The organism is Leeuwenhoekiella aestuarii (genome assembly GCF_004104055.1).
GTDB lineage: Bacteria > Bacteroidota > Bacteroidia > Flavobacteriales > Flavobacteriaceae > Leeuwenhoekiella > Leeuwenhoekiella aestuarii.
The window spans coordinates 268573-293618 of record NZ_QOVJ01000002.1 but is presented as its reverse complement, the minus strand read 5'-3'; the positions used below and the strand labels follow the sequence as shown (position 1 = coordinate 293618).

Below are 25046 nucleotides of genomic sequence, written 5' to 3'. Positions count from 1 at the left end.
AATTTAAAGCCCTTCATAATGAAGGGTTTTTTTATTTAAAATTATGTTTACGAAAACGATATAGTTAAGTATCTTTATCGAAATTTAAACCAATTTATACTCTATGAGTACTTCAAATACATATGAGAAAGAATTATCCTTTCAGGCAGACCGCCGTAGAGCAACTGTTGAATTTATAAAAATTATAAGCGACCTCTGGTATGATAAAAATATTGAACTGGTTTTATTCCGAAATCAATTAATAGATAGAAACGTAAGTGAAATACTCAATCTGCATGCTTATGCAGGTGCTTTTGTACAAAAACCTATTTCGATTTTTGATAGTGTTGAGATTGCAAAAGCGATTTTACAAGCAAACTTCCCTCCTGCCAAATTAGATATTGGCAAACTTACGTATGAGTATCATTTAGAAAATAACGATTATACTGATGCTTCTGCATTTATCCATTATAAATTGAAAGACGCCGAAGCTTCAAATACTATTGTTCCTAAAGATGTGGTTCTGTATGGTTTTGGGCGAATAGGCAGATTGCTAGCTCGCGAACTTATGACGCGAACCGGAAGCGGAAACCAATTAAGATTAAGAGCAATTGTAGTTCGTGGTGAGATTACAGAGTCTGTTTTGAAAAAGAGAGCTTCTTTACTAAAAAGCGACAGTATACACGGGGACTTTCCGGGAACTATAGATATTAATATAGAGAAGAAAGCGCTCATTATTAATGGGACCAGCGTTACTATAATAAGCTCTAATGCTCCCGAAGATATAGATTACACCTCCTACGGAATCGATGATGCTTTGATCATTGACAATACCGGGGCTTTTAGAGATAAAGAGCAACTAAGCAGACATTTAATTGCTAAAGGTGCCTCAAAAGTTCTACTTACAGCACCGGGAAAAGGCATTCCTAATATCGTTCATGGTGTAAATCAAAATGCGTTTAACCCAGATGAAGTTTCAATTTTTTCAGCTGCATCATGCACCACAAATGCAATAACTCCTGTTTTAAAAGCCGTTGAAGAAAGTTTTGGCATTGCTACGGGTCATTTAGAAACCATTCATGCCTACACAAACGACCAGAATTTAGTAGATAATATGCATTCTAAATATAGAAGGGGTCGTGCTGCTGCTTTAAATATGGTAATTACCGAAACCGGTGCTGGTAAAGCAGTTGCTAAAGCTTTACCTCATTTAGAGGGAAAATTGACTTCTAATGCAATACGAGTCCCGGTTCCTAATGGTTCACTAGCTATTTTAAATTTAAAACTAAAACAAAAAACTACCGTCGAAAGCGTTAATGCTACACTGAAAAAATACGCTTTAGAGGGGGATCTAGTAGAGCAAATAAAATATTCTATTAATAATGAACTAGTCTCCAGTGACATTGTGGGGTCATCTGCACCATCAATATATGATAGCCAGGCAACATTAATTTCTTCAGATTCTCAAAATGTAGTTTTATATGTTTGGTATGATAATGAATATGGTTATAGCCATCAGGTCATTCGTCTTGCAAAATATATTGCAAAAGTTAGAAGGTTCACTTATTATTAGAAAAAAGTCTGCGCTTATTCTTAAGAGTTTTATATTCAGCAAACTAAACGTTTCTGTAAAATCAATCTATTTATTCTGAATAAAGAGTAAGAACTAGATGATTTGATTATTTTTGCACTTTTAATATACTAAGATGGGATGCATTCCGTTTTCCCAAAAACAGAAAAACGACTAGCCTAAATGAATACTATAAAGACCAGCTTCATATTATTACTATTTGTCATTGCAGGTGCCAATGCGCAAGATGATCAAAATCAAACAACCGAGCCTAAGGTAAATACCATTTCTCAACAATTTGAAAATTTATTAGAAAACTCTAATAACTATCAGGATTATAAAGTTGTTAAACAGAATTCTCTTCTGAAATTAAAGAGTAATGCTGCAGATAGTATTTCTGGATTAAAAGAACAGATTAATACTCTACAAGAACAAATCAATTCGCAGCAAGCAAAAGTAAGTGAACTCAACAATTCTTTAGAGGAAACTGAAAATACACTTGAAAACACCCGTGCAGAAAAAGACTCTATTTTTTTCTTAGGAATACCAATGAGTAAAGGTGGTTATATGGGCATGATGTGGGGAATTGTAGCTGTTCTCGCACTGGCATTGATTTTTTTTATTTTTAGATTTAAAGGAAGTAATGCCCATACACAAGAAGCTCGCAAAAAGCTTGCAGATGTGGAAACAGAGTATGAAGAATATCGCAAGAAAGCTCTTGAAAAAGAGCAAAAAATGGGTAGGTTACTTCAGGATGAGCGTAACAAGGCTGTAAAAAATAACAATAAATAAATTTTTAAGGTCGAAGCTTTAACGTTAAAGATTGCGACTTCAGTTCTTTAGTTTTAACAAATTATATAGCGTGCTTTATGCGCATAGACATCATTACCGTAGTACCCGATCTTCTAAAAAGCCCTTTTGAAGCTTCTATTATGCAGCGCTCAATTGCAAAAGGTCTTGTAGAAGTTCATTTTCATAATCTTAGAGATTACACCACAAATGCCTATAAACAAGTTGATGATTATCAATTTGGTGGGGGCGCGGGTATGGTTATGATGATTGAACCTATTGACAAATGCATTAGTGAATTAAAAGCAGAACGGGATTATGATGAGATTATTTACTTGACTCCAGATGGTGAAACATTGAATCAAGGTATCGCTAATCAAATTTCATTACAAAAAAACATCATTCTCTTATGCGGTCATTACAAAGGTGTTGATCAGCGGGTACGTGATCAATTTATCACACGAGAGATTTCAATAGGAGATTATGTACTTAGCGGTGGTGAACTGGGTGCTCTTATACTTTGTGATACTGTGATTAGATTAATTCCCGGAGTTTTAGGTAATGAAACCTCCGCATTAACAGATTCTTTTCAAGATGATATGTTAGCTCCTCCCGTTTATACGAGACCTGCTGAGTACAAAGGTTGGAAAGTTCCTGAAATACTCACATCTGGAAACACACCTAAGATTGAAACTTGGCGCGAGGAACAAGCTTATAAACACACACTTAAGCGTAGACCAGATCTTTTAAAAGACTAATTTTTATAAAGATTGAAAAAATTATAGTTTTCAATTGCTTAACTTATTTTTTATAGTAAATTTGCAGCCTCATAGAACCAACCTCTGGCGAAGTACGTGTATGTTGCTTTTATACAATTTTAAAAAATCTTAAAAATGGAAGATTTAATCAGTTTTGTACAAAACGAATTTGTAGAGAAAAAAGAATTCCCAGAATTTAGCGCAGGTGATACTATCACTGTGTATTATGAAATTCGTGAAGGTGAAAAAGTACGTACACAGTTCTTTAGAGGAGTTGTTATCCAAGTACGTGGTACAGGAGTTACTAAAACATTTACAATCAGAAAAATGTCTGGTACAGTAGGTGTTGAGCGTATTTTCCCAATCAATATGCCAGCTCTTCAAAAAGTTGAAATTAACAAAAGAGGTAAAGTTCGTAGATCTCGTATTTACTATTTCAGAGGTCTTACTGGTAAGAAAGCAAGAATCAAAGAAATTAGAAAATAATCTTTCTTTAAGAATATATTTTAAAAGCTCCTCATTGAGGGGCTTTTTTAGTTGAATCCATAAGTAATTAACAATTGTTAACAGCGCTGGTTCACAAGGAGTTAATAAAATATTTAATTTAACTACAACGTTTTAAATTTTTTAATTAACTTAGTATCACTAAACGTTTCAAGAGTGCTACTTTATAAATGCATTCTTTTTGCCAATATCGTTATCACTGTTTAGCAGTAATTTTAAATAAAGGTATTGGACCGGGATTAGCTTAAACTAATCCCCATGTATTGATCTACGGTACAAGTACTAATATTCTTGTCTTAGGAACTTCAAGGGTTCACCGGTAAAAAATCAAAACATCAGAAGCTCTGTTAAGATATTTAAATATCTTAACAGAGCTTTTTTATTTCAGCAAATAAACCTTATTAAAGACCTAATTCTTCCAATCGCTTTCGGTTTGCCGCATTCTTAGGGCTTTAAGAAGAATTTAGCTGTTAAAATCTGCCATAAAATTCTATATTTGCAAACCACTAATTATTCTTAAAATAAAATTTTTAAATATGCTTAGGTTAATCGATTTCGCAAATTCAGGTATAGCTTAAAAATTATTAAACGAACACATTATATGTCAACCAAAACATCTAAAATAGCTTACACCAAGACTGATGAAGCCCCTGCTTTAGCTACACATTCATTACTTCCTATAATCAGTAAATTTGCTAAACCGGCAGGTATTGAATTTGAAGTTAAAGATATATCTCTTGCTGCAAGACTTTTAGCCAACTTTCCTGATTATTTAAATGATGAGCAAAAGGTAAATGATGCTTTAGCAGAATTAGGAGCTTTAGCTAAAAGTCCTGATGCTAACATTATCAAATTGCCTAACATTAGTGCTTCAATACCGCAACTCACTGCTGTAATTAAAGAATTACAGTCTAAAGGTTTTGCTGTACCTGACTATCCTGAAAATGCTAACACTGATGAAGAAAAAACATTAAAACAACGCTATGCTAGGGTTTTAGGTAGTGCTGTAAATCCTGTTCTTAGAGAAGGTAATTCAGACAGACGCGCACCTAAACCGGTTAAAGAATATGCTAAGAAAAACCCACACAGTATGGGCGAATGGTCTAAAGAAAGTAAATCTCATGTAGCAACTATGGCTTCCGGAGACTTTAGATCTAATGAAAAATCTGTTACAGTACCTCAAGCTACTTCTATTTCTATTGTACACCTTGACGAGTCAGGTACTAAAACAACATTGAAAGAAAATTTAGCTCTTAAGAAAGAAGAGGTGATTGATGCTACTTTAATGAGCAAAAATGCACTTCTCACCTTTTTAAGTGAGCAAGTAGAAGATGCAAAAGCTAAAGGTGTTTTGTTTTCTATACATATGAAAGCAACAATGATGAAGGTTTCTGATCCTATCATCTTTGGTCACGCTGTTCGCGTTTATTTTAAAGACGTATTTGAAAAATATGGCGAAGATTTAAAAGCAATTGGTGTTGATGCTAAAAATGGTCTTGCAGATCTTCTAAATGATGTAAACAAGTTGCCAGAAGGTAAACGTGCTGAAGTAGAAAAAGCAATTTTAGACACCTTAGACAACCGTGCAGATCTTGCAATGGTAAATTCTGATAAGGGAATCACCAACCTACACGTACCGAGTGATGTAATTATTGACGCTTCGATGCCGGCAATGATCAGAAACAGCGGACAAATGTGGAATGCTGATGGAAAATCTCAGGACACTAAAGCTGTTATACCAGATAGTAGTTATGCTGGTATCTATCAGGAAACTATAGATTTCTGTAAAGAAAATGGGGCTTTTGATCCTACTACAATGGGTACTGTTCCTAATGTAGGTCTTATGGCTCAAAAAGCAGAAGAATATGGTTCTCATGATAAAACCTTTGAAATTCCACTTGCTGGTAAAGTTCAGGTTATTGACGCTGAAGGAACTGTTCTTATGGAGCATGCTGTTGAAGAAGGTGATATCTGGAGAATGTGCCAGACAAAGGATCAACCAGTACAAGACTGGGTAAAACTTGCCGTTAACCGTGCTCGCGCAACAAGCTTACCTACTATTTTCTGGTTAGACAAAGATCGTGCTCACGATGCTGAATTAATCAAAAAAGTAAATTTATATCTTAAAGATCACGATACTGAAGGTTTAGACATTCAGATAATGTCTCCTGTAGAAGCTACACGTTTTAGCTTAAAACGTATGAAAGCCGGAGAAGACACAATCTCTGTAACCGGAAACGTTTTACGGGACTACAACACAGACCTCTTCCCTATTCTTGAAGTAGGAACAAGTGCAAAAATGTTATCTATTGTTCCTTTAATGAATGGTGGTGGGCTTTTTGAAACCGGAGCTGGTGGTTCTGCGCCAAAACATGTTCAGCAATTTGTAGAAGAAGGGCATTTACGCTGGGATTCTCTTGGAGAATTTTTAGCCTTAGCTGTTTCTCTGGAGCACGAAGGTAATACAAACGGCAATTTAAAAGCATTGGTTTTAGCTGAAACACTTGACGAAGCAACAATCAAATTTTTAGATAATAAAAAATCACCTTCCAGAAATGTTAATGAATTGGATAACCGCGGTAGTCATTTCTACCTTGCTTTATATTGGGCACAAGCTTTAGCTGCTCAGGATAAAGACAAAGAATTGCAGGTACATTTCGCTGAAATTTCTAGTGAATTAGAAACCAATGAAGAAAAGATCTTACAAGAATTATTAGATGCTCAAGGATCACCTGTTGATCTCGGCGGATATTATTTCCCAGACGAAAACAAGTCTGAATCTGCAATGCGACCTAGTGCTACACTAAATGCAATTGTAAATTCATAAAGCTATAATGCTTATTTCACAAAAAAGGGTTTCTATATAGAAACCCTTTTTTATTTCTATATGTTTTCTTAAAAAGCCCTTTTAATTCATTAAGTCTCTTATTTTTGATGAAAAACGTGATTAAGAACTTTTACGCGCTTTTATTACTATTTACAATTTCAACTGCCTGGTCTCAGGAAAATTTCACAATAAGCGGCGTTGTAAGTGCCACTGCTTCTAATGAAACACTAATAGGTGTAAATGTACTCATACCAGATCTCAATAAGGGAACGGTCACTAACGAGTATGGCTTCTACTCCATTACTTTACCTAAAGGAAATTACACGCTTCAAATAAGTTTTATAGGTTTTGAGCCAGTGACAAGAAGTATAAATCTGGACCAGAACAAGAAATTAAATCTAGTCATACAGGAGTCAACAGAAACACTAGATGAAGTAATCATTGAAGAGAATATTGAGAAGCTCAGTATTCGTAAACCGCAAATGAGTGTTAACGCACTTACAGCTTCTACTATAAAACAGATTCCTGTGGTTCTTGGAGAAGCAGATGTGATTAAATCTATTTTGTTGCTTCCAGGAGTTACAAGTGCCGGCGAAGGAGCTTCAGGTTTTAATGTACGGGGTGGGGCTGTAGATCAAAACCTTATACTCCTTGATGAAGCGATCATTTTCAACTCTTCACACCTGTTCGGTTTCTTTTCGGTATTTAATCCGGATGCTATTAAAGACTTAAAACTTTATAAAGGAGGCATTCCTGCACGTTATGGCGGCAGGGTTTCTTCAGTTTTAGATATTTACCAGAAAGAAGGAAACAGTAAGGAGTTTCACGCCAATGGTGGGATCGGCGCTGTTTCAAGCAGATTACTCTTAGAAGGTCCCATAGTTAAAGATAAATCAGCTTTTTTAATTGGCGGAAGAGCATCATATGCACATTTATTTCTTCCACTTTTTGACTTGGATAATAAAGCTTATTTCTACGATCTCAATACGAAGCTCAACTATAAATTAAACGATAATAACAGTTTTTATTTGTCAGGATATTTTGGTCGGGATCTATTCAGCGTTAGCGAAAGCTTTGTAAACACCTATGGAAATGCTACAATAAATTTGAGATGGAACCACCTGTTTACCGATAAATTGTTTTCTAATTTATCACTTATTTATTCTGATTATTATTATGGTTTGTTACTAGACTTTGTTGGTTTTCAATACGATTCCGGGATTCGTAATTTTAATTTAAAATATGACTTTCAACATTACCTCAATTCAAACCTGAAGTTGAGTTACGGAGTTAATGAAATCTATTACCGCTTCAATCCCGCAACCATAAAACCCAACCGGCCAGATTCAGGTATTATTGCATCTCAGCTCACGCATAAATTTGCAAATGAGTTTTCGGTCTATGCCGAAGCAGAACAAGATATTAGTCATAATTTGACGTTAAGATATGGCTTTAGACTCAGTCATTTTACCCGTTTAGGACAAGATGCTCTAAATCAATATGAAAATGATAATCCGTTGATTTTTAATTCAGATTTAAAGATTTACCAGCCTGCACCAGTAACAGACACCTTATTGAACACCGGCACAATAGCTAATTTTACCAATTTTGAACCGCGTGCGTCTCTGTCGTATGTATTGAACAAAAAAAGCTCTGTAAAAGCCAGCTACAACAGAATGGCGCAATATTTACATTTAATTTCAAATACCAACTCACCTACACCGCTTGACGTTTATGCTCCTAGCGGACCTTACTTAAAACCACAGTTGCTAGACCAATATGCTGCCGGATATTTTAGAGAAATTAATGACGGTGCATATTCTGTTGAAACCGAATTTTTCTATAAAGACATTAAAAACAGACTAGATTATCGTAATGGCGCTCAGCTTATCGCAAATAATGCTATTGAAGGTGAAGTATTAAACGGTAAGGGAAGGGCTTATGGTCTTGAGTTCTTAGCTCGTAAAAATGACGGAGTTCTAACGGGCTGGTTAGCTTATACCTTATCGAGAAGCGAACAACAAACCCCGGGCCGAACCTCAGAAGAAATCGGTATCAATAACGGAAACTGGTATTCTTCAGCTTACGATAAAACACACGACATCAGTGCATATGTGAATTATGAGTTCAGTAAAAAATGGAACTTTAACGCAAATTTTATTTTTCAGACGGGACAACCTACTAACTATCCGGTTAGCCAATCTCAGTTTCAGGGTTTATCTATTTCCAACTACGGGATGCGAAATCAAGAACGACTTCCCTCCTACAATCGCCTGGATATCTCAGCAACTTTAACTCCTTCAAATAATAAAAACCGAAAGTTAAAAGGAGAATGGGTGTTTAGCATTTATAACGTCTATAACCGAATGAATGCCGCTTCGATCAATTTTAGAACCAATGAAGACACCAGACAGAATGAAGCAGTAAAGACTTCAATCTTTGGTATTCTTCCTTCAGTAACCTATAATTTTAAGTTCTAATGAAACAGTTTTTTTCAACTTTTGCAGTACTTTTTATAGCAATAACTTTAAACTCCTGCCAAGAAACTATTGACGTTGATTTACCCGAAACTCAAGAACGACTGGTTGTAGATGCATTAATGAGGATCCCTGATACAGAGACCTTTTTAACAGAGGCTCGCTTACGATTAACGCTTACCACTGCTTATTTTGCAGACTCAGTACCTACTGTAGATGATGCGATTGTCAACTTAAATAATAAAGAGAATACCTTTAGACTGAACTCACAAGGAAACGGATTTTATTCAACAACCATTCCGCGTGATATTATAGAACAAGATTCTTTAAGATTGACCATTTTTTATAATGACGAAGTTTACAGATCTGACGCTAAGTTTATTTCTGCAGTACCTATAAATTCTATTACTCAAGGTGATGGTAGCCTATTTGCAGGGGATGAAACCGAAGTGGTCATAAGTTATACTGACGCTCAAAATAAGGATAACTTTTACCTTTTTGATCTGGATTTAGGCAATTACTTAACCAGTGAAGATACTTTTTATAAGAATCAAAACTTTGCTTTCTCTTATTTCTATGAAGATTTAAACCCGCAAGACACGCTTAATATTAAGCTAATGGGGATTAACAAACCTTTTTTTGATTATATGAGCATCATAATCAATCAATCTGGACAAGCCACGGGTAATCCCTTTACAGCGCCACCTTCAGAGATACGAGGAAATGTTATAAACGAAACCGACGAGAGTAATTATCCTCTGGGATATTTTATAATCGTCCAGACCTATGCAGAGTCTATAATTATTGAATAGCTTAAATTGCATATAGAAATCTATCGGAATATTTTATATGGTAATCACTAACAAATTACCTGATTGAACTTTTAGATTCATACCGATAAATAAGTTAATCTACTATGAGTTTCACAAAAACTACAGAACAAGATTCAAAATACAACGAGTTAGAGAATATGAGTATTTCTCAACTCCTCATCAATATAAATACTGAAGATAAAACCGTACCGCTAGCGGTAGAGAAAGCTTTACCTCAGATTGAAAAATTAGTTGAGCAAGTGGTTATTCAACTCAAAAAAGGAGGTCGCCTATTTTATATAGGAGCAGGTACCAGTGGCAGACTCGGAGTGGTTGATGCCTCTGAATGCCCTCCTACTTTTGGTGTTCCTCATGAGCTGGTAATTGGACTTATTGCCGGTGGTGAAACTGCTATAAGAAAAGCTGTAGAAAATGCTGAAGATAGTACCACACAAGGGTGGAGAGACCTACAAGCATTTAATATCAATATAAATGATTTTGTAATTGGTATCGCTGCATCAGGTACTACCCCTTATGTTTTGTATGCACTGAACACCTGTACAGAAAATAATATACCTACCGGAAGCATCACATGTAATGCTTCATGCCCTATTTCATTAGCGGCAAAATATCCTATAGAAGTAATTGTAGGCCCCGAATTTGTAACAGGAAGCAGCCGTATGAAAGCAGGAACCGCTCAAAAATTGGTTCTCAATATGATCTCAACAACCACGATGATTCAGTTGGGTAAGGTAAAAGGAAACAAAATGGTAGACATGCAACTCAGTAATGATAAGCTTGTAGACCGCGGAATTAGAATGATCCAGGCAGAAATACCGATTGATCACTCTGAGGCTGAACGGCTATTAAAAGAATATGGCTCTGTAAGAGCTGCAATAACATTTTACTTAAATGGCAACTAACAAAGAAGCTTTAGCAAAAGGTGTACGCACGATGGCAATGTCCTTATTATTTATGTTTACAGGCCCAGGAATAATCTACCAAGCCTTTAAGAATAAAGAGCATCCACTGTATATTCCGGTTTTGGTTTTAGGCATTGCCTTTGGTACTTTGGCAATATTTTTTGCATTTAAAGGTTTAAAAAAAATTATGAGTGCATTATTTAACGACTAGTACAAAAATATTAGAAAAAAAAAAGCCTCTGCAAAATGCAAAGGCTTTTTTTAATATATAATTGAAATAACGCTTATTTAGCGAATTTCTTGTATTTATTTTTGAACTTGTCAATACGACCAGCTGTATCTACCAATTTAGATTTACCGGTATAGAATGGATGCGATGCTCTAGAGATCTCCAATTTTACCAATGGGTAAGTCTCACCTTCAACTTCTATTGTTTCTCTTGTATTAGCAGTAGATTTTGTCAAAAAAACCTCGTCGTTAGACATGTCTTTAAATGCTACTACTCTATAATTTTCTGGATGTATCTCTTTTTTCATCGTAAATGCTTTAAAATCTGCTCAATTTTGAGGTGCAAATTTAGAAATAAAAAATAATCTGACAACATTATTTTTCAAATAAATTATTAGACTTTTCAAACTTACAAAAAACGATGTAACGTTTTACTATCTTTGTTGACTTATAGACCGCTTAACATAAAATGATAAAATGGAAAATACCAGCCAACCATCAAGTAAAAAAATAATGATTACCTACGGAGTTATTTTAGCTGCAGTTTCAATTCTACTAAGCGTATTCTCATACGTTATGGGTAATGTTTATCAACCACACTGGTCTATTCAATTATTTGGCTTTTTAGTATTAATTGCTGTCATTGTATATGGAATAATTGAATTTAAAAAACAAAATCAAGGGTATCTTAAACTTTCTGAAGGAATTAAAATAGGTTTAGGAATAGCTGCCATTTCTGCTGTTATAGGAGTATTGTATTTTGTTATTTTCGCTACTGTTATTGAACCAAATTATTTTGAAAATTATATGGAATTTCAAAGACAAACAGCGATCGAAACTAATCCGTCAATGACTACTGAGCAAATTGAAGCAGGCCTTAATATGTCTAAACCATTTATGAATGTTGGCTTTTTTGCAGGTATTCAATTAATCATGGGGTTATTTTTTGGGTTCATAGTATCTTTGATCGCTAGTTTAGCTATGAAGAAAACCAACCCATATCAAGAATAGTCACCGTATGCAATTATCGGTAGTTATACCTCTACTTAACGAAAAAGAATCCCTTAAAGAATTATACGAGTGGCTAATTCGTGTGCTTCAAAAGGAAAATCTCTCGTATGAGATTCTCTTTATTGATGATGGAAGCACTGATGGCTCCTGGCAACTTATTGAAAAACTCACGGCTTTAGACCCCCAGGTTAAAGCTATTTGTTTCAATCGAAATTACGGAAAAAGCCAGGCATTGAATGCCGGTTTTCTTGCCGTTGAAGGTGACGTAGTTATAACAATGGATGCCGATCTGCAAGACAGTCCAGATGAGATCCCCGAGTTATACAAAATAATTACCGAAGAGGGCTACGACATTGTTTCAGGTTGGAAGAAAAAGCGATACGATTCCGTTCTTACCAAAAACCTTCCGTCTAAATTATTCAATGCCGCTGCCCGCAAAACCAGTGGACTCCACTTGCACGATTTTAATTGTGGTTTAAAAGCATACCGCCTTGATGTTGTTAAAAACATAGACGTTTATGGCGATATGCACAGGTATATTCCTCTTTTAGCAAAAAATGCAGGCTTTTTTAACATTACTGAAAAACCAGTACAACATCAAGCCCGTAAATATGGGCAAACAAAATTTGGTGCAGATCGTTTTATAAAGGGTTTTCTAGACTTGTTAACAATTTGGTTTACTACTCACTTTGCTAAACGTCCAATGCACCTTTTTGGGACATTAGGTGCCATTATGTTTATAATAGGTTTTGGTCTAACCGCCTATTTGGGTATCGACAAATTATTTATAAATCCTACAGCAAGATTGCTCACGCAACGACCTCAATTCTATATTGCGCTAACCAGTATGATCATTGGTATGCAATTATTTATAGCTGGTTTTCTTGGTGAGCTCGTGCAACGTTCTAAAAATGAAAGACCACGCTACTTAATTAAAGACAAAAAGGGATTTTAATCTAAAGGTCTATTCTAAAGACTTTACTTTGAGCGAAATGTTTATTTTTGAGTTTTAACGCTATTATTCACAACTATGAATCCAGAAATTAATGCTAAAGCAGAAGCTTGGCTATCTCCTACCTTTGACGAGACTACACAAAAAGAAGTAAAAAAACTTATTGAGCAAGACTCAGAAGAACTTACCGAAAGTTTTTACAAGAATCTAGAGTTTGGTACCGGTGGTATGAGAGGGATTATGGGTGTAGGTACAAACCGTATCAATAAATACACATTGGGTAAAAACACACAAGGTTTATCTAATTATCTAAAAGAGGCTTTTTCTGGCCAAACGCCTAAAGTTGCTATTGCTTATGATTGCCGCAACAACAGTAAAGAACTCGCTCAGGTAGTAGCAGATGTTTTTTCTGCAAATGATATTAAAGTTTATTTATTCAGTGATCTTAGACCCACTCCAGAGTTGAGTTTTGCAGTGAAGCACTTAGATTGTCACTGCGGTATTGTCTTGACAGCTAGTCATAACCCACCAGAATACAATGGCTACAAAGTCTACTGGCAAGATGGCGGGCAATTGGTTCCACCACAGGATTCTGAAATTGTAGCAGAAATAGAAAGCCTGGACTATAGCGCCGTTAATTTTGATGCAAAAAAAGAACACATTACATATATAGATAAAGATGTAGATGAAGCTTTTATTAAAGCTTCTTTAGAAAACGGAAGCTTCTCAGAATTAGACAAGCACCGCGATGATGTGACCATTGTATTTACACCGCTTCACGGGACTTCTGTTACGATCATTCCTGACGTTTTAGAAGGTGCCGGTTATAAAAATGTACAAATAGTCGAAGAGCAACGCAAGCCTGACGGAAATTTTCCGACAGTGAAGTCACCTAATCCAGAAGAACCAGAAGCTTTAAAAATGGCTTTAGATCTTGCTGAAGAAAAAGGTGCAGATATAGTTGTAGGTACAGATCCTGACTGTGATCGTCTGGGTATTGCTGTGCGTGATAATTCAGGGAAATTGGTGCTTCTAAACGGAAACCAGACGATGGTTGTTATGACCGATTTTTTACTAGAAAACTATTTTGCAAACAATGAGGCTAAAGGAAATGAATTTATAGGCTCCACAATCGTTTCTACTCCAATGATGGAAACGCTTGCTAAGTCTTATGACGTAGAATGTAAATTAGGTCTTACAGGTTTTAAATGGATTGCAAAAATGATTGTAGACTATCCTAGTCAGCAATTTATAGGCGGTGGGGAAGAAAGTTTCGGTTTTATGGTAGGTGATTTTGTACGTGATAAAGATGCGGTTACTGCTACCCTTCTCGCTTGTGAGATTGTTACCAAAGCGAAAAGTGAAGGATCTTCATTCTTTAAAAAATTACAGGATTTATACGTAAAACACGGTTTCTTTAAAGAAGACCTTACCTCATTGGTTAAAAAAGGAATTTCAGGTGCTGAAGAAATTAAGCAAACTATGATTAACCTTCGTGAAAATCCCCTAACTACTATTAATGGGGAAAAAATTGTAAAAATTGATGATTATGCTTCATCAAAATCTCTGAAGGTTTCTACCGGAGAATCTACAGATATTGACATCCCAAAAGCTAACGTACTTATCTATCATACAGATCAAGGGTCTCGTATCGCAGCTAGACCAAGTGGTACCGAACCAAAAATAAAATTCTATATCAGCGTTAACGATAATGCAGAGAGCTTGGATGACTTAAGCAAAGTTGAAGAAAAATTAGATGCAAAAATTGCAGGAGTTTTAAAAGAATTAGGTATTTGATATTCAAAATTTAAACTTGTTAAATACAGCTCTGAAGGAATCTTATCAATAAGAAAAGTTGATTCCAGAAGAATTGAATTAAATTCGCCTCAATATTTCTAATCCTAGAATTATTGAGGCGAACTTTTTAAACACCCCCTTTTCAGGGTTTATTTTAATATGAATTATTTTAAACAAATTTTACAATTTGCAAAGCCGTATAAAAAATATGCGGTACTCAATATTGTCTGTAATATTCTGTATGCTATTTTCAGTACGCTAAGCTTTTTGGCATTGATTCCTGTCATTGATATTCTGTTTGATAAAGAAAAGCGAGTGACAGAACTTCCGGTATGGGAAGGTTGGGGTAGTATTAAAGAATATGCTTTCAACTCTTTTTATTATCAAGTGAGTGAGCGTGTTGCAGATAATGAGCTCTCTGCCTTGGTTCTTGTTTGTGGTATCGTAGTAGTATTATTTTTCTTAAAAAATATTTTTGGTTATTTGGCTACATTCTTCATTACCTTTTTACGAAATGGTGTTATGCAAGATGTACGCGATGCTATTTATGACAAACTTTTAGAACTTCCCATTGCTTACTTTTCTGAAAAAAGAAAAGGAGATACTATATCACGCATAACCGCTGATGTCAACGAAGTTGAGCGTTCTTTCCTATCTATTTTAGAAATGGTTGTACGAGAACCTTTAACCATCATTTTCACGATTCTTACGATGCTGGTTATTAGTCCAAAACTCACTCTATTTGTTTTTATATTCTTGCCAATCTCCGGAATGATTATTTCACGAATCGGTAAGTCTCTTAAAAAGCAATCTAATCAGGCTCAGGAAGAAAATGGGGCTTTTCTTTCTATAGTGGAAGAAACACTCTCAAGCCTGAAGATTATCAAAGGTTTTAATGGGGAAAATCAATTTAGAAAGAAATTCAGAGACAGTACATCTCGATTAAATTCCATCCTTAATAGTTTGGTTAACCGCCAGAATTTAGCTTCACCTACCAGTGAATTCTTAGGGATTTTTGTAATCGTAGTGATTCTTTGGTATGGTGGTCAAATGGTACTTGTTGAAGGATCTCTGGAGGCTTCTCAGTTCATAGCATTTTTAGGTCTTTCTTATCAGATTCTTACTCCAGCAAAACAAATCAGTAAAGCGTCGTATAGCGTTAAGAAAGGTAATGCTGCTGCAGAACGTATACTTTCTGTATTAAATACCGAAACTACAATTGAGGATCTACCTAATGCTCAAAAAGCTCAGGAATTTAATGATGCTGTTCGTATTGAAAATGTTTCCTTTAAATATGCGGATGAATATGTCTTAACAGACTTTAACACGGTTGTTTCTAAAGGCCAGACGGTGGCTCTGGTTGGCCAAAGTGGCAGTGGTAAAAGTACAATTGCAAATTTGGTAACGCGTTTTTACGATGTAAGTGAAGGCTCTATAAAATTAGACGGCATTGATATAAAAGAACTCTCAAAAGAGTCTGTGCGTGCACAAATGGGTCTTGTAACACAAGATTCTATTTTATTTAATGACACCGTAAGAAACAATATACTTTTAGGTAAACCGGAAGCTAGTGATGAGGAAGTTATCGATGCTCTTAAGATTGCTAATGCTTGGGAATTTGTAAATGAACTTCCATTAAAGCTGGATACTAATATTGGCGATAGCGGTAACAAATTAAGTGGCGGACAAAAACAGCGCTTATCTATTGCCAGAGCCGTGCTTAAAAATCCACCGATAATGATCCTGGATGAAGCTACTTCTGCGCTAGATACCGAAAGTGAAAGACTGGTACAAAAAGCTTTAGAGAATATGATGATTAATCGTACTTCTATTGTAATTGCACACCGTTTATCAACCATACAAAATGCAGATCAGATTATTGTTATGCAACGCGGAAAGATTGTAGAACAAGGAAAACATCAAGAACTACTTGCGCTTAACGGAACCTACAAGAAATTAGTAGACATGCAGTCTTTTGAATAAAAACAGAACTTTAATTATTGATTAAGTAAACTACTTCGGGCAAACCCACAAGGCATTCGTTAGAAACAAACGTTCAATTTCGCGGCAAGCCTCGGGGTATTAAAACTTTAAGCGGTATCAATAAAAAATCCACATCTTTCGATGTGGATTTTTTATTGTTGTAGAATTTCTTTAGTCGGGTGAAAACTTAAAGATCTTAAAGCAACTTTAATACTTGGGGCAAAAAAGGACTTTTCGTTTTATTATTTACAACAACTTAATTAACAATCAACTACTTAAACACGTTTCAAATATAAATGCAATATTTATTAAAAACAACTAATTTGTGTATTTTATCATATTAAATATGTTTTTAATCGTTTTTATTGAGTTTAAAAATATAATATCTTAAAACTAATTTAGGCTACTAATCTTTGAATTTTATATTTAACTATATTTTATATAATCTAAGATTAAACCTTTCAACAAAGACCCAGTCTTAATATTATGCAAGTATTCAATCTCTTAAAATAAGTAGAGTTAACAAGAAGATTTTTTTTGAATAGTATAGAAGATCATAACGTAAGTCTAAAGTTTGAAGACCTGGTTAGCGAGTACAAAGAACGTTTGTACTGGCACATACGACGTATGGTTATCTCACATGAAGATGCAGATGATGTGCTTCAGAATACCTTTATAAAAGTATTTAAGAACTTAAATAATTTTCAAGGAGATAGTCAGGTCTATACGTGGTTATATCGAATTGCAACTAATGAAACCCTTACTTTTATTAATAAAAGGAATCGCACGACTCATCTTAGCAATGAAGATTTACATGAAAGTTTAGTTACTAATTTAGTCAGTGACCCTTATTTTAATGGAGACGAAGCGCAGTTAAAATTACAAAAGGCAATAGATACTTTACCTACAAAACAAAAACAGGTTTTTGTGATGAAATACTTTGATGAGTTGCAATACAATGAGATTTCAGAAATACTAGGTACCTCAGAAGGAGCACTCAAAGCAAATTACCATTATGCTGTTAAAAAGATAACCGAATACGTTACAGACAATTAAACCTTTTAGAATTAATTAAGTCTAAAAATAATGAAAAGCGAAAAAGAAAATAAACATAAACAGTTTGACGTACCTCAAGGCTATTTTGAGTCTTTTGATGAGCGCCTGATGACTGAACTTAAATTTCACCAGCTTTTCCCTAAAAAAAGCGACGGATTTAAAGTACCTGAAAATTATTTTGATCAGGTAGAAAAAACAATAATTCAATTAAATAAGCCACAAGGCAAACTAGTTAATTATAACTTTAAAACAGTTATAGGTAGTGCTGCGGCTATTGCAGCTGTACTCTTACTCCTTTTTTATGTGGTAAACCCTATTGATAAAGAGATGGAATTTGACTCTCTGAGTATTACAAGTCTAGAGAACTTCTTTGAAGATGAAGAGCGTCTTCAAGATTACTTTTCAGCAGAAGAATTGAGTACTATAGAGAACAATACCTCTATTTTTGATGATCAGGTCGTTACTGATGATATCATTTATGAATACGTAGATCAAGACATTATTCAGAGTTCATTAGCTGACCAATAAATTTTAGAAAAACGATGATGAAAAACATAATTATATTATTAGTTCTAGGCTTAAGCTTTTCTTTAAATGCACAGAAAAAAGACAGACACGAACATATAAAAGCATTAAAAGTTCCTTTTTTAACTGAAGAGTTAGAATTGACCCCAGCTGAAGCTGAAAAATTTTGGCCTATTTATAATGTTTATGATAATGCTATGAACGATTTGCGAATTCGTGAACGTGCTTTATTTCAAGAGAAATTTTCAGAATCAGGTTCTAAAAACAACCTTTCTGAAAAAGAATCTGAAAAATTCATGACTGAATATAAAGACATTATAAAAAGAAAGTATCAGCTAGAGAGCGAGTTGATGGATGATTTATCAAAAAAATTACCCGCTTCAAAAATGGTTTTCCTTCCAGAAGCAGAACATAAGTTTGGGAAGAAATTATGGGAAGAATACAAGAAGCGTAAAAATAATAAGTAGTTTAAATAAATCTTTAATTAGCGTTAAAACAAAAATGCAGCTCACATAGGAGCTGCATTTTTATTTAGCTAGTATACCGGGACAATCCCGCAAAGCATTAATCTGAACAATACATTTTAGAACAAGACAAGTCTCAAAGCATTTAAATCTCGATTATCGAGTAAATCAAAAATTATAACTACCGCTTAAATTTTAGCTTTGCTACTTTATTGGTTCCAGCTGCGTAGGCTAACGTATCGTTTACAAACTTCAATACATAAAAACCTTCGTCAGTTAGCTTTGCCCAGCTTTTTCCTTTATCGCTACTATAACTCACGCCATTAGCACCGGTTGCTACGAGTTCATCTCCTCCCCGACCAGGAACAAATTGTACGCAGCTGCGGTGATTAGGCTCTTTGCCATCTGCAACTAATGTCCAGGTTTTACCACCATCTGTTGATAAGGCTTTATTACCTGAATTTCCTTCTTGATCTAAATAATCTCCACCTATAATAAAACCAATTTCCTCATTGTAGAAATCTACAGAATATCCGCCAAAGGTTGGTTCCCCTTGTTTTAATGGAGTTTCAATAACCTCCCAACTTTCTCCTCGATCACCGGTATGAAAAACGCGAGATTTCATTCCTCCTGTTATAATCCAAGCATCATCACCATATACAGCGATATTGGTATTACTTGCAGCAAAAGCACCTTCGCTTGCTTCGGGTAAATTATCACACGAAATTTTTGACCAACTTGATCCGCCGTCACGAGTAATTAAGATTGACAGGCAATTTTCTGTAGGATCTCCCATCGCAATCCCCTCTTTGTCGTCCCAGAACTTCATAGAATCGTAAAATACCTTCGGTCCTACCTCTTCATAAACCAATTGCATTTGACCGTTATCACCCGTTTTATAAAGCAAAGCTGGGTTTGCGATACTCAGCATAAAAAAGTCTGTAGCTGTGTGCGCAATAGCTCTAAAGCTAGGTACTAGTGTATCAGTCTTTAAAACATTAGTACTCCATTTTTTGGTTTGCGTATTATACAAACCATATTTACCGTTATTTCCTGCAAATGCAACACTACCATCATCTAGAATATCAAGCGTACGTATGCTTACACTATCGCTATAAATAGGTTCTACAGTAATTGCGGTAATAGGTCCTGATTTTTGGTTCTTTTCCGCAGACTTCTCACCACAACTCACCAAAGCCAATAAGCTGAGTAAAACAACTGATTTATACATAATTTTAAAATTTTGGGGAATTTAAAACTATTCCTTTTTAATCCTGTACCTTTGCGCGCATTTTAAAAACAAATTTTTATGCGTTTACATCGCAATCTGGTTTTTGCTGTCATAGACGGTTTAATCGAAATTTTTAATGAAGGTGGCTATGCTGACAAGGTCATTTCAAAACAACTCAAGCGCGATAAGCGCTGGGGTTCTCGTGACCGCAGCTTTATTGCCGAAACCACTTATGATATTGTAAGGTGGAAAAGGCTCTATGCAGAAATTGCTGATGTAAAAGAACCTTTTGAACGTAAAGATCTGTGGCGACTATTTGCGGTATGGTGTACCCTACGCGGAATTAAATTACCAGACTGGCCCCAGTTTGAAGAAACGCCTACAAGAAGAATTAAAGGTCGTTTTGATGAGTTGTCAAATACTCGTAAATACAGAGAGTCTATACCAGACTGGTTAGATGAATTAGGAGCTGAAGAATTAGGAGCAAAATGGGATGCAGAGATTGCCGCACTCAACCAGCAAGCACCGGTTGTATTAAGAGTAAACCGTTTAAAGGGAGACATTGGTTCATTACAAACGGCACTATCTGAAGAAGGTCACGAGACCGAAAACATAAAACCTTATAAAGATGCACTACAGCTTCAGGAACGCGGTAACGTGTTTACTACTGAAGCCTTTAAAAATGGATTGTTTGAAGTTCAGGATGCTTCTTCTCAGCTGGTCGCTCCATTATTAGGCGTTGAACCGGGGATGCGTGTTGTAGATGCCTGTGCAGGTGCTGGTGGCAAAACCTTGCACTTGGCTGCACAAATGGATAATAAAGGGCAGCTTATCGCTCTGGATATCTACGGAAATAAACTGAAAGAGCTTAAACGACGTGCACGTCGTGCAGGCGCTTTTAATATAGAAACTCGAGTGATCGACTCTACTAAAGTTGTAAAAAAATTACACAATTCGGCAGATCGTGTATTGATAGATGCGCCGTGTACAGGACTTGGTGTTTTAAGTCGTAACCCTGACGCGAAGTGGAAATTGCAACCAGAATTTGTAGAAAAAATCAAAGCTACCCAACAAAGTATTTTAGTTGATTATTCTAAAATGGTGAAGCCAGGCGGAAAAATGGTTTATGCAACCTGTTCTATATTACCTTCTGAAAATCAAGAACAAGTAAAGAAATTTTTAAAGACCGAAGAAGGAAGAGATTTTAGTATAGAAAAACAAAAAACGGTGCTCTCTAGTGAGAGCGGCTACGACGGTTTTTACATGTGCTTGATGATTAAGAAAAATAAAGAAGCTTAATTGTATAGAATATTTTGATTTATAACTCCATAACGTTTAAACGTTATGGGGTTTATTGTTAAAAAAATATACTTTTTTCAATATTTACTTATCAACAAACAGATTACTATATCTGTGAATTTGTTTGATTACAATGCTATTTCTAACCGTTAAAAATCATTAAATTTGTGGCTTCTTAGCAAAATCACTATGATTCATTTTTTCGGTTCACAAGACAGCAAAATTTACGCAGTTCAAGCTACCGCTGAACTTTCAGAAGAAACTACAAATAAGCTCATTTGGCTTTTTGGCAACCAGCCTAAAATACAAGCGTCTGCAATTGACGCTTTTTTTATTGGTCCCCGTGCTACAATGATAACACCGTGGAGTACCAATGCGGTTGAGATCACTCAGAATATGGGTGTAGAAGGCATTATAAGAATTGAGGAATTCGTAGCAGGTGAAGCCGAATTTGACCCGATGCTTTCTCAGGAATATACAAAGCTTGATCAGGAGATTTTCACAATAAATATTCAGCCCGAAGCTATCAAAGCCATTGAAGATATTCAGGCATATAATAAGCAGGAAGGATTAGCGCTAAACGAGGAAGAGGTCGCCTACTTAAAAGGTGTTGCTGCGCGCATTGGCCGCCCATTAACTGACTCTGAAGTATTTGGTTTCAGTCAGGTGAATTCAGAGCATTGCCGCCATAAAATTTTCAACGGAACTTTTGTGATAGACGGGAAAACGATGCCTTCTTCCCTCTTCAAAATGATTCGTAAAACTTCCGAAGAAAATCCTAACGAAATTGTTTCGGCTTACAAAGATAATGTTGCGTTTATAAAAGGTCCTAAAGCAACTCAGTTTGCGCCTGAAACCGCTGACAAACCTGATTTTTATACCGAAAAAGAATTTGAAAGTGTGCTTTCTCTTAAAGCAGAGACACACAACTTCCCTACTACTGTAGAGCCTTTTAACGGTGCCGCAACCGGTGCCGGGGGTGAGATTAGAGATCGTCTGGCTGGTGGTCAAGGTTCGCTTCCGTTAGCAGGAACTGCTGTTTATATGACGGCCTACTCAAGACTTAAAGAAGATCGCCCATGGGAAGATGCAATGCCTGCTCGCAAATGGTTGTATCAAACCCCAATTGATATTTTGATCAAAGCTTCTAATGGAGCTTCAGATTTTGGAAACAAATTTGGTCAACCTTTAATCGCTGGATCAGTATTAACTTTTGAGCACGATGAAGCTGGTCGCAAACTGGGTTTTGACAAAGTAATTATGCAAGCTGGTGGTATAGGCTATGGTAAAAAAGAACAGGCTTTAAAAGAAAAACCAGAAACCGGAGATAAGATTGTAATTCTGGGAGGTGACAATTATCGAATAGGTATGGGTGGAGCTGCTGTTTCTTCAGCAGATACCGGTGCTTTTAGCTCAGGGATTGAACTGAACGCAATACAGCGTTCTAACCCAGAGATGCAAAAACGTGCTGCTAATGCTATCCGAGGAATGGTAGAAAGTGATGAGAATACCATCGTTTCTATTCACGATCACGGTGCTGGTGGTCATTTAAACTGTCTTTCTGAATTGGTTGAAGAAACTGGCGGATTGATTGACCTTGATAAATTGCCAGTGGGTGACCCTACCCTTTCTGCTAAAGAAATTATAGGTAATGAATCACAAGAACGCATGGGACTTGTGATCGGTGCTAACCAATTAAAAACATTAAAAGCGATTTCTGATCGTGAGCGCTCACCAATATATGAAGTGGGTGATGTTACAGGAGATCACAGGTTCACATTTAAATCAGCTACCACAGGTGCAGCACCTATGGATCTAGCGATGGATGATATGTTTGGCAGTTCACCAAAAACTGTAATGGTTGATTCTAAAATACACCGCATTTATAGCGATGTTTCGTACTCCTTAGAAAACTTCCACGAGTATTTAGAAAACGTATTGCAGCTTGAAGCTGTTGCAAGTAAAGACTGGTTAACCAATAAAGTTGACCGTTGTGTAGGTGGCCGCGTAGCTAAGCAACAATGTGTGGGAAGCTTACAAATTCCACTGAATAACGTCGGAGTGATGGCTCTTGATTTTAAATCAAAAAACGGAATCGCAACTTCGATAGGTCATTCTCCTGTAAGTGGATTGATTGATCCCGTTGCCGGAAGTAAAAACAGTATAGCAGAAGCATTAACAAACTTAGTTTGGGCTCCTTTAGAAAAAGGATTAAAGTCGGTTTCTCTTTCTGCAAACTGGATGTGGCCGTGTAATAACGTAGGTGAAGATGCACGCTTATATGAAGCAGTAGAGGCAGTTTCTGAATTTGCAATTGATTTAGGAATCAATGTACCTACAGGAAAAGACTCGCTTTCGATGAAGCAGAAATATCCTGAAGGAGATGTGCTTGCTCCAGGAACAGTGATTATTTCAGCTGCCGGAAACTGTAGTGATATTAATCGTGTTGTAGAGCCTGTTCTAAATACTGACGCAGGATCAATTTACTATTTAAATCTATCTCAGGATGGGTTTAAACTTGGTGGTTCTTCTTTTGCCCAGATACAGAATAAAGTAGGTATGGAATCACCAAGCATTAAAAACAATGCTGCTTTCGGAAAAACCTTTGACCTTGTACAAAATCTAATCAAAAGTGATCTCATCGCTGCCGGTCATGATGTGGCTTCAGGCGGATTGATTACCACACTTCTTGAATTGTGTTTTGCTGAAAATAAACTAGGCGCTTCTGTTGATTTTTCTGCTTTTGCTGAGCAAGACATTATCAAAATATTATTTGCAGAGAATACCGGAATCGTTATTCAAGCTACTGATGATACAGCAGTTGAAAATGCGTTCGCAGAAAATGATATTCAGTTTTACAAATTAGGAACAGCAACTAATTCTGACGAACTTTTAATTAAACAAGGATCTGTTGAAATTGGTTTAAACATTCCTTCGTTACGCAGAAAGTGGTTTGAAACTTCGTATTTATTAGATCAGAAACAAACTGCTAATAATCTTGCTGAAGATCGTTACCAAAACTTTGATAAGCAAGATTTAAAATTTGAATTTCCGAAGCATTTTACAGGAATAAAACCTGCAATCGACACTTCTAAACCAAGACCTAAAGCTGCTATTTTACGTGAAAAAGGAAGTAATTCTGAACGCGAAATGGCAAATGCCATGTATCTCGCCGGTTTTGATGTAAAAGACGTACATATGACTGATTTGATCAGCGGTCGTGAAACGTTAGAAGATATTCAGTTTATAGGTGCTGTGGGTGGCTTCTCCAATTCAGACGTTTTAGGTTCTGCAAAAGGTTGGGCTGGTGCATTTTTATACAATGAGAAAGCCAATACTGCATTAAAAAAATTCTTTGCACGGCCAGATACACTTTCAGTAGGTATCTGTAACGGTTGTCAGCTTTTTGTTGAACTCGATCTGATTAATCCAGAACATGATCAAAAGCCTAAAATGCTGCATAACGATTCGCATAAACACGAGAGTGGTTTTACAAGTGTAAAAATTGAAAAGAATGATTCTGTGATGCTTTCTACATTAGAAGGAGCGTCATTAGGCGTATGGATTTCTCATGGAGAAGGAAAATTTGAACTTCCACTTAGTGAAAAGCATTACAATATTATAGCAAAATACGGTTATGATGCCTATCCGGCTAATCCTAACGGAAGTAGTTATAATACAGCAATGATGACTGATAAAACCGGACGGCACTTAGTAACCATGCCACATATTGAACGTTCTATATTTCAGTGGAATTGGGCAAATTACCCAAAAGGTCGCAAAGACGAGGTTAGCCCATGGATTGAAGCTTTTGAAAATGCACGTAAGTGGATTGAGAAAAAGAAGAACTAAATCAGTACT

Annotated in this window: 20 protein-coding genes; 18 read left to right on the top strand and 2 right to left on the bottom strand. The window is 35.9% G+C overall.

What is annotated here, in order from left to right:
• Window positions 1-103: 103 nt before the first annotated feature.
• From DSM03_RS07190 to DSM03_RS07150, 9 genes are all read left to right on the top strand, one after another.
• Window positions 104-1552 carry a glyceraldehyde-3-phosphate dehydrogenase gene (locus tag DSM03_RS07190; RefSeq protein ID WP_128761106.1) on the top strand — a complete coding sequence of 483 codons (1449 nt, stop codon included), beginning with the start codon at window positions 104-106 and terminating at the stop codon, window positions 1550-1552.
• A gap of 180 nt (window positions 1553-1732) precedes the next feature.
• Window positions 1733-2341 (top strand): coiled-coil domain-containing protein, encoded by a 609-nt coding sequence (locus tag DSM03_RS07185; RefSeq protein ID WP_128761107.1) that lies wholly within the window; start codon window positions 1733-1735, stop codon window positions 2339-2341.
• A gap of 77 nt (window positions 2342-2418) precedes the next feature.
• The gene (trmD, locus tag DSM03_RS07180; protein WP_128761108.1) at window positions 2419-3096 is read left to right on the top strand and encodes a tRNA (guanosine(37)-N1)-methyltransferase TrmD; all 678 of its coding nucleotides are present in this window, start codon (window positions 2419-2421) and stop codon (window positions 3094-3096) included.
• Window positions 3097-3231: 135 nt separating this feature from the next.
• On the top strand, window positions 3232-3582 hold the full coding sequence (rplS, locus tag DSM03_RS07175) for a 50S ribosomal protein L19 (RefSeq protein WP_128761109.1): 351 nt from the start codon (window positions 3232-3234) through the stop codon (window positions 3580-3582).
• Window positions 3583-4201: 619 nt separating this feature from the next.
• Window positions 4202-6427: an NADP-dependent isocitrate dehydrogenase gene (locus DSM03_RS07170; protein WP_128761110.1), complete on the top strand. Its 2226-nt coding sequence runs from the start codon at window positions 4202-4204 to the stop codon at window positions 6425-6427.
• A 107-nt stretch (window positions 6428-6534) separates the two neighbouring features.
• Window positions 6535-8907 carry a TonB-dependent receptor gene (locus DSM03_RS07165; RefSeq protein ID WP_128763082.1) on the top strand — a complete coding sequence of 791 codons (2373 nt, stop codon included), beginning with the start codon at window positions 6535-6537 and terminating at the stop codon, window positions 8905-8907.
• Window positions 8907-9716 carry a DUF4249 family protein gene (locus DSM03_RS07160; protein WP_128761112.1) on the top strand — a complete coding sequence of 270 codons (810 nt, stop codon included), beginning with the start codon at window positions 8907-8909 and terminating at the stop codon, window positions 9714-9716. The genes DSM03_RS07165 and DSM03_RS07160 overlap by 1 nt, the downstream gene beginning before the upstream one ends.
• A 104-nt stretch (window positions 9717-9820) precedes the next feature.
• A complete protein-coding gene (murQ, locus tag DSM03_RS07155) occupies window positions 9821-10639 on the top strand; it encodes an N-acetylmuramic acid 6-phosphate etherase (RefSeq protein ID WP_128761113.1) in 819 nt (272 codons plus the stop codon).
• The gene (locus DSM03_RS07150) at window positions 10629-10850 is read left to right on the top strand and encodes a DUF6095 family protein (protein ID WP_128761114.1); all 222 of its coding nucleotides are present in this window, start codon (window positions 10629-10631) and stop codon (window positions 10848-10850) included. The genes murQ and DSM03_RS07150 overlap by 11 nt, the downstream gene beginning before the upstream one ends.
• Before the next feature lie 73 nt (window positions 10851-10923).
• Here the strand turns inward: DSM03_RS07150 and DSM03_RS07145 are convergent, their stop codons facing one another.
• On the bottom strand, window positions 10924-11175 hold the full coding sequence (locus DSM03_RS07145) for a type B 50S ribosomal protein L31 (RefSeq protein ID WP_073100460.1): 252 nt from the start codon (window positions 11173-11175) through the stop codon (window positions 10924-10926).
• 169 nt (window positions 11176-11344) lie between these two features.
• Between DSM03_RS07145 and DSM03_RS07140 the strand changes: the two genes are divergently transcribed.
• From DSM03_RS07140 to DSM03_RS07110, 7 genes are all read left to right on the top strand, one after another.
• Window positions 11345-11878, top strand: a complete 534-nt coding sequence (locus tag DSM03_RS07140) for a DUF4199 domain-containing protein (RefSeq protein WP_128761115.1) — start codon at window positions 11345-11347, stop codon at window positions 11876-11878.
• Window positions 11879-11885: 7 nt separating this feature from the next.
• A complete protein-coding gene (locus DSM03_RS07135) occupies window positions 11886-12833 on the top strand; it encodes a glycosyltransferase family 2 protein (RefSeq protein WP_128761116.1) in 948 nt (315 codons plus the stop codon).
• Window positions 12834-12908: 75 nt separating this feature from the next.
• A complete protein-coding gene (locus tag DSM03_RS07130) occupies window positions 12909-14627 on the top strand; it encodes a phospho-sugar mutase (protein ID WP_128761117.1) in 1719 nt (572 codons plus the stop codon).
• Between the two features lie 159 nt (window positions 14628-14786).
• Complete coding sequence (locus tag DSM03_RS07125) at window positions 14787-16610, top strand: ABC transporter ATP-binding protein (protein ID WP_128761118.1); 1824 nt, start codon at window positions 14787-14789, stop codon at window positions 16608-16610.
• A 537-nt stretch (window positions 16611-17147) separates the two neighbouring features.
• Window positions 17148-17666, top strand: coding sequence for an RNA polymerase sigma factor (locus DSM03_RS07120; RefSeq protein ID WP_128761119.1), 519 nt, complete (start codon window positions 17148-17150; stop codon window positions 17664-17666).
• A gap of 30 nt (window positions 17667-17696) precedes the next feature.
• Window positions 17697-18194: a hypothetical protein gene (locus DSM03_RS07115; RefSeq protein WP_128761120.1), complete on the top strand. Its 498-nt coding sequence runs from the start codon at window positions 17697-17699 to the stop codon at window positions 18192-18194.
• Window positions 18195-18208: 14 nt separating this feature from the next.
• Window positions 18209-18658, top strand: coding sequence for a hypothetical protein (locus DSM03_RS07110; RefSeq protein WP_128761121.1), 450 nt, complete (start codon window positions 18209-18211; stop codon window positions 18656-18658).
• Window positions 18659-18836: 178 nt separating this feature from the next.
• Here DSM03_RS07110 and DSM03_RS07105 read toward each other — a convergent pair whose 3' ends face one another.
• Window positions 18837-19886: a WD40/YVTN/BNR-like repeat-containing protein gene (locus tag DSM03_RS07105; RefSeq protein ID WP_128761122.1), complete on the bottom strand. Its 1050-nt coding sequence runs from the start codon at window positions 19884-19886 to the stop codon at window positions 18837-18839.
• 78 nt (window positions 19887-19964) lie between these two features.
• Here DSM03_RS07105 and DSM03_RS07100 point away from each other — a divergent pair, with 78 nt between their 5' ends.
• Complete coding sequence (locus tag DSM03_RS07100) at window positions 19965-21185, top strand: RsmB/NOP family class I SAM-dependent RNA methyltransferase (RefSeq protein ID WP_128761123.1); 1221 nt, start codon at window positions 19965-19967, stop codon at window positions 21183-21185.
• 189 nt (window positions 21186-21374) lie between these two features.
• Window positions 21375-25037 carry a phosphoribosylformylglycinamidine synthase gene (purL, locus tag DSM03_RS07095; protein WP_128761124.1) on the top strand — a complete coding sequence of 1221 codons (3663 nt, stop codon included), beginning with the start codon at window positions 21375-21377 and terminating at the stop codon, window positions 25035-25037.
• The last annotated feature ends 9 nt before the right edge of the window (window positions 25038-25046 follow it).